7 protein-coding genes and 2 pseudogenes are annotated in these 11,772 nt (G+C 33.6%); 3 read left to right on the forward strand and 6 right to left on the reverse strand.

The window, feature by feature from the left end; translation table 11 throughout:
• Window positions 1-336: 336 nt before the first annotated feature.
• On the reverse strand, window positions 337-2,190 hold the full coding sequence (locus Q0K80_RS08625; protein ID WP_220232975.1) for a glucose PTS transporter subunit IIA: 1,854 nt from the start codon (window positions 2,188-2,190) through the stop codon (window positions 337-339).
• Window positions 2,191-2,213: 23 nt separating this feature from the next.
• Window positions 2,214-3,689 carry a family 1 glycosylhydrolase gene (locus Q0K80_RS08630; RefSeq protein WP_220221033.1) on the reverse strand — a complete coding sequence of 492 codons (1,476 nt, stop codon included), beginning with the start codon at window positions 3,687-3,689 and terminating at the stop codon, window positions 2,214-2,216.
• Between the two features lie 293 nt (window positions 3,690-3,982).
• Between Q0K80_RS08630 and Q0K80_RS10410 the strand changes: the two are divergent.
• A pseudogene (locus tag Q0K80_RS10410) lies at window positions 3,983-4,162 on the forward strand (cupin domain-containing protein); the annotation flags it as partial.
• Window positions 4,163-4,297: 135 nt separating this feature from the next.
• Here the strand turns inward: Q0K80_RS10410 and Q0K80_RS10415 are convergent.
• Window positions 4,298-4,390, reverse strand: coding sequence for a hypothetical protein (locus Q0K80_RS10415; RefSeq protein WP_365935541.1), 93 nt, complete (start codon window positions 4,388-4,390; stop codon window positions 4,298-4,300).
• A 165-nt stretch (window positions 4,391-4,555) separates the two neighbouring features.
• On the opposite strand from Q0K80_RS10415, the pseudogene Q0K80_RS10420 reads away from it, so the two are divergent.
• Window positions 4,556-4,804: pseudogene (locus Q0K80_RS10420) on the forward strand (AraC family transcriptional regulator); the annotation flags it as partial.
• 347 nt (window positions 4,805-5,151) lie between these two features.
• Here Q0K80_RS10420 and Q0K80_RS08640 read toward each other — a convergent pair.
• The 3 genes from Q0K80_RS08640 to Q0K80_RS08650 are packed head-to-tail and all read right to left on the reverse strand — an operon-like array spanning window position 5,152 to window position 10,249.
• Window positions 5,152-6,618 (reverse strand): hypothetical protein, encoded by a 1,467-nt coding sequence (locus tag Q0K80_RS08640; RefSeq protein WP_294605460.1) that lies wholly within the window; start codon window positions 6,616-6,618, stop codon window positions 5,152-5,154.
• A 22-nt stretch (window positions 6,619-6,640) separates the two neighbouring features.
• The gene (locus tag Q0K80_RS08645; protein WP_294605462.1) at window positions 6,641-7,837 is read right to left on the reverse strand and encodes an MFS transporter; all 1,197 of its coding nucleotides are present in this window, start codon (window positions 7,835-7,837) and stop codon (window positions 6,641-6,643) included.
• Between the two features lie 18 nt (window positions 7,838-7,855).
• Window positions 7,856-10,249, reverse strand: coding sequence for a DUF4982 domain-containing protein (locus tag Q0K80_RS08650; RefSeq protein WP_294605464.1), 2,394 nt, complete (start codon window positions 10,247-10,249; stop codon window positions 7,856-7,858).
• A gap of 105 nt (window positions 10,250-10,354) precedes the next feature.
• Here Q0K80_RS08650 and Q0K80_RS08655 point away from each other — a divergent pair, with 105 nt between their 5' ends.
• The gene (locus Q0K80_RS08655) at window positions 10,355-11,464 is read left to right on the forward strand and encodes an AraC family transcriptional regulator (RefSeq protein WP_294605466.1); all 1,110 of its coding nucleotides are present in this window, start codon (window positions 10,355-10,357) and stop codon (window positions 11,462-11,464) included.
• Window positions 11,465-11,772: the final 308 nt, after the last annotated feature.

Genomic DNA, 11,772 nt, shown 5'->3' on the forward strand with positions numbered 1-11,772 from the left:
TTTTCTGACCAACATTTTTCCGTTACTTTTGCAAGCAGTTCTAACAGTAAACAAATGAGTCCGAGAAGAAACTAATTCTTTTAACGAAAAAAGCAAGTAAAGCCCCAGAAATGATGTTTTACCTGCCTTTTTCTTCTTACCTCACCAAATTGACTATTAAGTCAGGCTCTTTATCACTCTTTACAAATTTAAGGTTATAAGCTTCTTTTTTAGATTATTTTCGACTTTTGCATGTTTCCTTAACCGTATTTTCGCATGCTAAAAAGCGTTGAACCATCAAGTTCAACGCTTTTTGTTAATCCGAGAGAATAGTTTTTTCTCCAGACTCTTTTTATTCTATATTAATTCTGCTGACATAACATTGCTGCCAAAGGAAATATTTCCCTTGGTATATTCAAAATCTATTTTTTTGATTTTATCTTTTGAGTTAGTAATTACAAAAATAACGGTTGGATCCTTTCCGTCTTTTTCTATTTGTTTAATGTCCATTAATGCAATTTTTTGACCAGCTGCAACATGATCACCTTTATGGACAAATAATTGAAAAGGTTCCCCTTTTAATTCAACCGTATCAATTCCCAAGTGTAGAAGAACTTCCACCCCTTCACTTGTTGTAATACCAATTCCATGTTTTGTTACTGCAAGCATAGTAACTTTTCCTGAAACTGGAGAATAAATTTCATCAGAAGTAGGCTTAATAGCAAAGCCCTCACCCATTGTTTTCTTAGAAAAAACTGGATCATTAACATCTTCAAGTGACACGATCATACCTGAAGTAGGTGAAACAATTTCAACGCGACTCTTACTTGCAGATTTTGCTTTATTTTCTTTGTCAACTTTACCACCTAAAATTAATGCTACTAGTGCGCTTACCAAAAAAGAAGCTACTAAACAAACAATCATCAATAAGACATTTGCGAATCCTTGGCCAGCTTTTACATAAACCGGTAAAGAAGTAATCCCAGGCATAACAAAAGCATAACATTTGACCCCTAATAGGACTGTTAACATGCCTCCAAAACCTGAACCACACATTGCTGCTATCATTGATGTCTTATGGACAACATTCACTGTGTATAAGGCCGGTTCTGAAATACCAATAAACGCAGAAAAACTAGTAGACAGTCCAGCTGCCCTTAACTCCTTGTCCTTCATTCTTAAAGAAGTTCCTAATGCTGCTCCAGACTCAGCCATATTATGCACGAAAGAAACAGGTAATAAGTAATCATAGCCTAGAGTTGCAATATTTTGTATCTGAATTGGTGAAGTTGATTGGTGCATGCCTGTTAAAACGATCAGTGGCATAAAAAAACCTAATAGGAATCCAGCCAATAACCCAGCTTTATTAAACAGCCATACTATACCCTTTGCTAAATATAGACCACCATAAGCACCTAATGGTGCTAAAATCCACATTGCAAGCGGAACAGCTATAATTAAAGTGATAGCAGGAACAACAACTAGCTTTAAGACATCAGGAATGAAGCGATCAATAAAATGATATATTACGGCCATAAGCCCGACACCTAAAATTACTGGAAAAACCGATGTAGCATAATTAAAAACTGGAATTTTTAACCCAAATAGTGTTAATCCGGAGTTTCCGCTAGCTATCTTAGCTACAAATGTTGGATAAAGTAGTGCCCCCGCCATACAAATACCTAAAAATTCATTTAGTTTGAACTTCCTTGATGAAGAAATTGCCAGTAGAAAAGGTAAAAAGTAAAAAGGAACATCAGCAATTAAGTTAAATAATGCCATTGTGGTATTTTTTTCAAGGCTTGGAGAGATAGCTAAAACAATTGCTAAAATTCCTTTTAACATACCACCGGCCACTAATGCGGGCAGAATAGGTTGAAAGACGCCAGAAATAACATCCAAAATTAACTTTCCACTAATTTTATGCGAAGTTTCTTTTTTAGCATCGTTATCCTCATTTTTACTAACACCTAAAATTTGCTCTATTGCTGAGAATAGTGTATCCACGCCGGGACCGATAACAACTTGATATTGATTATTTTTAATTGTTGTTCCCAAAACTCCAGGTAATTTTTCAATTTCAGATAGTTGTGCTTTCTCATCATTATTGATTGTAAATCTTAATCTGGTAACACAATGCCAATAATTATTAATATTTTCTGGCCCACCAAGAAAATCAATAATTTTTTCTGCTAGCTCCCTTTTTTCCATATTAGTACCTCCATTGCTCTTTTTTACTTATTAAAATTTGTTTTCTTGTGTTGCTTAATTCTATTTTTATACCAATAAAAAGAGTCTTTCTTGTAACGCTTTCCAGTTCCATTACCGGCATTGTCTAAGTCTACGTATATAACACCATAACGTTTGTCCATTGTTAAAGGCCCACATGAGACTATGTCAATAATCCCCCACATTGTGTAAGCAATTAAATCCACGCCATCTTTAACAGCCTCGTCAAGCTGATCTATGTGTGCTTTCAAATAGGCAATTCTGTAATCATCATGAACTTTATGGTCTTCAGTTAGTACATCATGAGCACCTAAACCATTTTCAGCAACAATAATTGGTAAGTGATATCGATCATAAATTTGATTTAAGGTGAAGCGCAAGCCGATTGGATCTATTTGCCAGCCCCATTCTGATTCCTTTAAATAAGGGTTTTTCTTTGTCATAATTAAATTACCGGCTGTTTTTTCCCAATTTGCTTCATTTGTAGATACTTGTGAAAAATAATAAGAAAAGGAAACAAATCCCACGGTTCCGCTTTTTAATAGTTCGGCATCACCAGATTCGAAATGAATGTGAACATTAATCTTATCAAAATACCGTTTCATGTATTCTGGATAGTAACCGCGTGCAAGTACATCTAGATAAAACCAGTTCGAATATTGATCATCTTGTATTGCTTGTAAGTTATCTTCTGGCTTTGATGTAGCTGGGTACGTTGTAAAGCGAGCAATCATTGCACCAACTGGTTTTCCGGGAACCAGTTTCCTGCCTAACTGAACAGCTCTTGCACTACATAAAAATTGGTGATGCAGACACTGAAAAATTTTTTGATCCATATTTTCCTCTTCTCCTGGTATAAGACAGACGCCATCCCAAGGAGAAAATTTAGCTGCATTAATTTCATTAAATGGAAGCCAGAAATCGACTAAATCACCGAGACGTTTGTATAAAACAGTTACATATCTTTCAAAGAATTTGATAATCTTTCTGTTTTTCCAACCACCATATTTTTCAACTAAATTAACCGGAATATCATAATGAACCATTGTTGCAAATACTTTAATACCATATTTGTGGCATTCTGAAAACATGTCACGGTAATACTCGATACCTTCTTCATTAGGCACAGCATCGTCTCCATTTGGAAATATTCGTGACCAACTAATTGAAGTTCTAAAAATTTGTAGACCTAGTTCAGCAAAAAGTTTGATGTCTTCTTTATAATGATGGTAGAAATCAATTCCCCGTCTGAATGGATAATATTTTGTGCCATCGCTTTTTAAAGCAGTATCATATTCCTTTTTTGAAAACGGGTCTTTTTGGTGCTTTTCTTCAATTTGCTCTGGAGTCCATGCTGGATTTAAATACCGTAAATCTTGGGTGGAGATCCCTTTACCTCCTTCTCGAAATCCTCCATCAGCCTGAGAGCATGCAATTGCACCACCTAGTAAATATCTTTTATCATAATCTCTTTTTATCATATATTTTTCCCTTCCTATATCCATTGTATATAACGCTTACAATGCTATAATATAAGCAGTAAATATCTTTTTAAATATCATAATTGCTTAAGAGTCTTATCATATTCAATAAAAGAATTATGAAAAGAATACTAAATAAACAAATTTATCAAACTACTGATAGTGAAAAATGGCATTTACAGAATAAAAATAAGCTAAGTCCCTTTTATAAATCATTGAAAACTAAAAATTATAATGGTAAAAAAGTGTATTTTTTTGATTTTATTAATACACTAAAAGGTTGTAATGTTGGTATGATCAGAGAAACAAGATATACTATCATTCCTCCTCATCTACATAAAGATATGGAAATGAATTATGTATATTCAGGCAAATGCACATTTTTAATTAATGGTAAGAGGATAACCTTAAAAAAAGGCGATATTTGCATTTTAGATACTGACGTTGTGAACAGTGCGGAATATAAAAGCAAGGACGATATTGTTTTCAATATTATTTTTAAAAAGGAATTTTTCTCGTCAGTATTTTTATCGCAATTTAATGGTTCAAATGTATTAAGTGAGTTTTTATTAAATGCAGTTATAGGAAAACGGTGCTTTGACAATTTCTTAATTTTTCATACTTCTAAAATGCCGGAATTTGCTGTTGTATTTGACATGATTTTGAGAGAGCATTATTTTCCAAAGGCAAACAGTATCCATGTAATTGAAAGCTACTGTTCAGTATTGCTTTTTTATTTAAGTCGTTTGGTTAGCGATGTTAGCCAGAATTTAATAATTGACGATAATGACAAGAACGTTCTAATGATACTTCAGGAAATTGAGTATTGTGATGGCAACTGCTCTCTAAATGAACTAGCAGATAAATTTCACTTTTCAACCAGTACAATTTATAAATTATTGATGAATACAACTGGTAAAAACTTTACACAAATTAAAATTAGTGCACAGTTAGAAAAAGCAAAGTTACTTTTAAAAGAAACATCGATGTCAATTACAGATATTATGTTAAATGTAGGTATAAAGAATACTACTTTCTTCTATAATAAATTTTATAAAGAATTTGGTGAAACACCTAAGCAGTTCAGGCAAAAGAATAAATCAATTGAAATATAGTTTTTATAGATCTTATTTTTTAAGTAATGAATCATCATTAAATCTTTCATTTATATGAGACAGAATGAGTCCGAGAAGAAACTAATTCTTTTAACGAAAAAAGCAAGTAAAGCCCCAGAAATGATGTTTTACCTGCCTTTTTCTTCTTACCTCACCAAATTGACTATTAAGTCAGGCTCTTTATCACTCTTTACAAATTTAAGGTTATAAGCTTCTTTTTTAGATTATTTTCGACTTTTGCATGTTTCCTTAACCGTATTTTCGCATGCTAAAAAGCGTTGAACCATCAAGTTCAACGCTTTTTGTTAATCCGAGAGAATAGTTTTTTCTCCAGACTCTTTTTATGGTTATTCAAAATAATCAGGAATAGTAATCAATGCGCATGATTGTGGCATTAGTTCTAAGTTAATCTTGCCATTTTGTATTTTTATACTTTCAGGTTTTAGCTGCGAAGCGACACGCAATTCTTTAACTTGGTCTTTGCTAACATAAGTTGGTTCTCCCATTTTCTGCCACAATTTCTTAGGATTAGCATGATCTTCATCAATTCTTTCTATTTCACATATACCACTTATCGTCTTATCTAGATCTATTTTCAATTGCTCTGTTTTAATTGGTTCTTTTGGTACATTATGGTTATACGCCACGATTTGTAAGTTATTTCCCTTTTGGACAGCTAAGATTTCAGCAGTAGCATTATTATTATCTTCAACATTTATTCTTTGATCACCGAGATTGTGGAATATTTCAAACAACCTATAAACTGGCTTTTCGATTCCATCAACTGTTTGCATGCCGAAACCACCATGAAATACTCCTGGTTTTTGAGATTCTTCTTCAAATATATCTGAAAATTCACAATAATCATATACTTCAACTAGTCCATCATTGTCAGCTAAAGTTTTAGCCACCATCGCTGCTCCATAAGGAGTATCATGAGCGGAATCGCCAACCATCGCTGAAACACTCCACTCTGTGTAAAATAGTGGGTAGTTTTTGGCTTCATCTCTTGTCTTAGAAGTCATAACTTTGAGTATTCCTCGAGGATAATCTTGTGGAACGCCATTAGTCTTTTTAAAAAATTCATCAATATCCATGCCACTTTCCCACAAAGGATCATCTGTTGGATAATGATGTGTCGAAACAAAGTCCAGAGGCAAATTATTTTTCTGACAAAAGTCAATCATATCAGGTATCCATGAATTGTAAGATGTGGCTGGTCCGCCAAAGCGCAGTTTTTCATCAATCTTCTTAGCCGTTCTTACTGTTATTTCGTACAAGTGGAAGTAATCCTCTTTTGTACCTGAGAAAAAGCGGGATAAATTTGGCTCATTCCATACTTCAAAGTACCATGATTCAACCTCATCCTTGCCATAACGCTCAAGGATATGCTCTATAAATTTGGCAATTAACTTTTCCCATGACTCATCAGATTTAGGCATCGAATTATTGCCACCATACGGAAAGATTTTATTTTTTTCAGAAGCTAAACAGCTTGGCATAAAACTTAATTCTACAAAGGGCTTCATCCCAATTCTGATTAAAAAATCATAAATTTTATCGATATTAACGAAATTATAGGTGATGCCTTCTGACTTACCTGTAAAATCAAAGTTTTCGACGCAGACACTCATTTCATCGTCAAATAAGCCGTGAAAACGGACATATTTTATACCCATATCTTGGTGTACCTTGGTTAATTGTTCTTGATAATCTGCTCTTAACGCAGTATAAGCGTGACTACTGCCAACACACATTTCCCAATAATGTGAAAACAATTTTTTTGAATTTGAATTTATTTTAAAATTTAACATTTTGTTTCTCTCCTACAATAAATCAATTATTATCTTCTGCCTTCTTTTTTACTCTTGATCCGAACCTAGTCAGTAATAAAACTAACGCTGTAATTACTGAAACAGCTATTCCTGCTAAAAAAGAATCGCGGCCCGGTGCTATTTTTACAGCTGCCAGTAACACTGGCACAAACATCCCTGCCAATGAACCAATTAAGGTGTTAATAGAAACTGCTAGTGGAAATTGTTTTTGATCAGTTAAAATTGACATTTCATATGGCGCAGTTGCGTTAACTAACACGATTCCCATGCCTGAAAAGGCGTTACCGATAATATGCAAAATAACGTTAGATGAGAATATTATGCAGATGAAAGATAATGCGAATGCAATGAAACCCCAGGCAATCGTATCATCCCTAGTAAGCTTTCTAATATAAGTTAAAAATGCTGCAGTAATGATACCGCCAATATTACCTAGCGCCGTAACCATTGCTACATAAGCAGTACCCTTGTTTTGTCCTGCTAAAACAATAGATTGATTGGATAAAAAAGTCATCATTGCTATTGAAAGCATAAAATTAACCAAATACAAAACGTAAACATAGCCACTAAGATGTTTTAATAAGGACCAAAAGCCCATTTTTTTAGCATTATTAGTTTCATTCTGATTAGTGCTAGCAAGTTTTTGATCTCGTGGAATTAAAAACAACGCAAGCGCAAAAACTACCAAGCCTAAACCATAAATCCAGAACAGATTGCGCCAATTGCTGTTACCTAAAATGCCACCCAATGCGGTAAAGATCATCATGCCAACATTCGTAACACCGGTAGCCCACCCCATGGTAGTGGCACGTGCTTCTCCTGTAAAATTCTCCTGCAATAAAACTGGTACAACATTAGTAATAGTCCCTGTGCCAAAGCCAACTAGGACCATGCAGGCTAAAATCAAGTTAAGACTGCTACTATAAATTGCCGGAATTAAGCCACCAATTGTTACAAATAAAATCGCCATTAAACCTAGATTTTTACGGGTCATTTTAAAAGTTAAATATGCAAAAAATATTGTAGAAATAATTTGACCAAGTTGTGGTATTGAACCTAACAGTTGTACTTTAGAAATGGGTTCTGTAGAAAATGACCTTGCTATTGCTGCAATTGCTGACGTGACAGCTGTACCCAACATTAACAGCAAGTTCATACTCAATATACCTATTGCCTTTAAAATTTGTCTTTTAGTCATCAAAGTTACCTTCATTTCTTAAATAAATTCCACATAAACTTGCGGCAAAACTTTTTCTTCATGTTTGACAATTACAACTGCTTTACCAGAAAAAAGTTTAATTTTGCTTAAGGAATATTCACTGATATCTGAAGGATTGCCGTTGACTAATCCGATGATCTGTCCATTTTCCGCTTTAATTTTTAACAAGTGATTATCATCAGGAACAAAGTTATTTTGTTTATCAATTGCTTTCAATTGAAATAAAGTACATTTTTTACCATGATACAAAACACTAGTATCTACTTTACTTATTTTGCCACTGGTTTCTTTTTTATCATCTAGCAAAACGTTATCTTTTACGTATCCCCTGGCTAAAAGCTCTCCCGGTTCATATTCAACTAGCCAATCACATTCATAGTTTTTAACGACTTTTTTACCTAAACTTTTATGGTTGATAAATAGTTCGACTTCATCAAGGTTTGAAAAAACTCTAACCCTAGTTTGACCATTTTCAATTGTTAAATCAGTCTTATTCCATGAAGGCATCAAATGAAGTACCGGCTGATCCTGCCACTGAGCCTGATAATAGTAAAAATAATCTTTAGGTAAGCCACCTAAATCCATAATTCCAAACTGAGAACTAATCCCCGGCCAGCCAAAAGGTGATGGTTCGCCATAATAATCAAAAGCAGTCCATAAAAATACCCCACCCATATATTCATGCTCATGTATATAAGACATCACAGTTTCAGGGCGTGCAGTGCCCCCTACTCCCGGATCACCAGGCTTTCTTTTACCGGGTAAAACCATTGAGTACAGAGAGCCAAAATTATTAGTGTGACAGTTTACAGCATCATCTTTGTAAATACCACGAGTTGAAAAGTATGACGCATTTTCAGTACACATCATAGGTAAGTCAGAATGACTTTGATGAATAAGTTCAGCTCCTTTGCCCATGACATCGGCTTCAGGATAATTAACACCTAATATGTCAAAATACTTAAGATAATTGTCATTTACTTTTCCCTCAGGATTTAACAATTCTGCAGAAATTAATAAAGTATCCGGAGATAAACTACGAATAATTTCAGTAATCTTTTTTACTGAGCGGCATCCGTACTCTGTGTTGCCAATAATTTCTTCATTGGCAATTGACCAAAATGAGATAGATACATGGCAACGACTTTTCTTTATCATTTTGGTTAAATTATTTAATCGCCATGGTGTAGCTTCTAAAAGCCGGTTTTCATCAATTAAAACTATTCCTAGGCGGTCACATGCATTTAACAATTCTTCTGAAGCAAAATGGTGTGCGCTCCTAAGGGCATTAACCCCCATTTTCTTAAGCCTTTTGACCTTAAAATCAATAATGTCTTGATTCAAAGCAACTCCCACTCCACCGAAGTCCTGATGCTCACATACACCTTTCAATTGATAAAGACATCCATTTAAATGAAATCCGTTGACATCATAGCTGACTGTTTTAATACCAAAACTTCGTTCTAAAAAGTCATTTTCAATTTCCAATCTTGCTTGGTATAAATTGGGATGCTCAGGCGACCACAGTTTTGGCGCTTTAATCGCAAATATTTTATTAAACTGTCTTGCAGACCGGGATTGTAAAGTTACAGTTTCAAAATGAAGTTGAATCTTTTGATTAATTTTTATTTTTGGCCTGATAGAAACGGGATGATCCAGATCATTTTTGACAGCAAAGTTAACCATCATCTTGGCATTTTTCTCATTTATTTCCACTGTCCTAAAGTAAAACTCATCGCTTTCTAAATGGACTAAATCTCTAACTTCAAGCCAAACATTTTTATAAATTCCGGCTCCTTCATACCACCATCCTTCTGAACCAGTGGTAGTATCCGTGCGCACAAGAATAACATTGTCACCAGTACGCGCAAATTTGATTATTGCTGAAATATCATAATCGATTGCCACATATCCACTGTCGTTATGTCCTAAATAACAACCATTAAACCAAACATCACTTGACCCCATAATGCCATCAAAATGTAGCAAATACTCTTTTTCTTCTAGCGATTCTTTTGGTAGGTTAAACGTCTTACGGTAATACGCTATTCCGTTATTCTTAGACCCTGTCATCAAAGTACTTGAATCATTTTGATAGGGTTCCCGTCTCTTCCAATCATCAGGGATGTTTATTGCCTGCCAAGTTTTATCTAAAGACTTAACAAATTCCGTCCCAGCTAAATTTTGTAAGCCCTTATTAACATCGCCATTAGATATTAAGCTTAAGAAGTGATTGCCTCCGGGACCAACTGGTAGAATATTGCCAGTTTCATTTTCAAGTGGTGCCGTTAATCCTCCAAAAGCATAAGACTTTTTTGCCAATAATTTTGGCTTTTGGATTTCACCAAAATGAAATTTCCAGTTATAATTTAATGAAATAGATTCGTTCATATTTGCCTCCATTTTTACTTTCAAGCGTAATTATAAGCGCTTTCATAAACTAACCAGATATACTTTTTAGTGGTAAATTTAACAAAATTAGTGTTAGGAGAAAAAATGAATCGTCGAATTTATATGTCTTACGATGCAATTCAAAAGTACTTGTCTTTCTGTTTTTTATCAAAACATCAAAAAATTTCTTTGTTAGATGCAATTTTTCATTTATACCAAAAAAGCAATTATTCGTATAAATTGCCTAAAAATGTAAATTCTTTAACCATGGCTCATGATAGTTTTTCACTCTATCAAGGCTTGCAAAATTTAACTGTTGATGTAACACCAATTATTCAAAAACCTCAACAGATATACAAAAATGTGTCAGAGTCTTATTTCATGTTTGCAGAAAAAGACGCCAAAATTTTACTACAATTTCAAAATGAATTAGTACACTTTCATGAACATGATTATTTTGAAATAGATCTTGTTTTAGAAGGAGAAACTAAGTTTTTTACTAATAATTCAGTCTGTAACCTACAAAAAGGTGGTTTAGTAATAATTTCCCCTGGTACTGCTCATAAAATAGAAGTCATTGAGAGAAGTATCGTTATCTGTATTGTGATGAAAAAAAGTACTTTTGATGATTCATTTTTTAATTTAATCAAAGCTGATAACATACTGGCGGATTTTTTTAATAAATGTCTTTATAGTTCCACCGAAAATTATTTAACCTTTAACGTTCAAATCACCAAAAAAATATTGCAAATAATTCAAAACATATTTGTTGAATCTTATTCTTCCTTACCACAATCAAATGAAATTTGTTGTAACCTTATTTCTATTTTATTATCCTATGCTCTCAGAAGTTTAAGCGAGACAAATAATTTTAAAACTTACAATGATGTCCATACTAATAACTTTTCCAAAATCATTAATACCATTAAGATGGACTGTGATACCGTCAAATTGAAGGAATTGGCTCGACGATATAACTATGATAAAGCTTACTTAGGAAAGTTAATTTCTAAAAAGACCGGTCATTCTTTTAATTATTTGCGCAATTATTACCGCATACAAAGAAGTTGTAATTTATTAAAATACACTGATGACAGTATTAGTAGCATCAGCGAACAGACAGGCTTTAGTTCAGTTAACAGTTTTGAAAGAAATTTTCGCCAATTATGCATGCTCACTCCCAGTTCATATCGCAGAAAGTATGAACGATTTTAATATATGACCCCCAAATTTCTTATCAGTATTACAAATTATATATAAAAAACCAACTTTGACCTGCAGTTCAAAGTTGGTTTTATCTTATTAATCAGCCATTAATTTACAACGTTAATCCAATAGTGGACAAAATAATTCGAGATAGTGATGAACAAATATGGCTTTTTAGCATAGTTTTTCGCAGTGGCATCGAATTATTTTCGCAATACGAAAAAATTCTATTTTTTATGACACTCACTAGCTAGTGGGAGCAATTTTCTTAATTTTTAGCGTTGCTTTCTTCTTTATCCTTCATTTCCTCAAAAGGA

This window comes from uncultured Lactobacillus sp., from assembly GCF_945290125.1.
GTDB classification, from domain to species: Bacteria; Bacillota; Bacilli; order Lactobacillales; family Lactobacillaceae; genus Lactobacillus; species Lactobacillus rizhaonensis.

What these genes read in the sequence shown, in the direction of transcription:
- Q0K80_RS08625 (WP_220232975.1), bottom strand. Translation starts at nt 2,190, where the DNA reads ATGGAAAAAAGGGAGCTAGCAGAAAAAATTATTGATTTTCTTGGTGGG.
- Q0K80_RS08630 (WP_220221033.1), bottom strand. Translation starts at nt 3,689, where the DNA reads ATGATAAAAAGAGATTATGATAAAAGATATTTACTAGGTGGTGCAATT.
- Q0K80_RS10415 (WP_365935541.1), bottom strand. Translation starts at nt 4,390, where the DNA reads ATGGATACTGTTTGCCTTTGGAAAATAATGCTCTCTCAAAATCATGTC.
- Q0K80_RS08640 (WP_294605460.1), bottom strand. Translation starts at nt 6,618, where the DNA reads ATGTTAAATTTTAAAATAAATTCAAATTCAAAAAAATTGTTTTCACAT.
- Q0K80_RS08645 (WP_294605462.1), bottom strand. Translation starts at nt 7,837, where the DNA reads ATGACTAAAAGACAAATTTTAAAGGCAATAGGTATATTGAGTATGAAC.
- Q0K80_RS08650 (WP_294605464.1), bottom strand. Translation starts at nt 10,249, where the DNA reads ATGAACGAATCTATTTCATTAAATTATAACTGGAAATTTCATTTTGGT.
- Q0K80_RS08655 (WP_294605466.1), top strand. Translation starts at nt 10,355, where the DNA reads ATGAATCGTCGAATTTATATGTCTTACGATGCAATTCAAAAGTACTTG.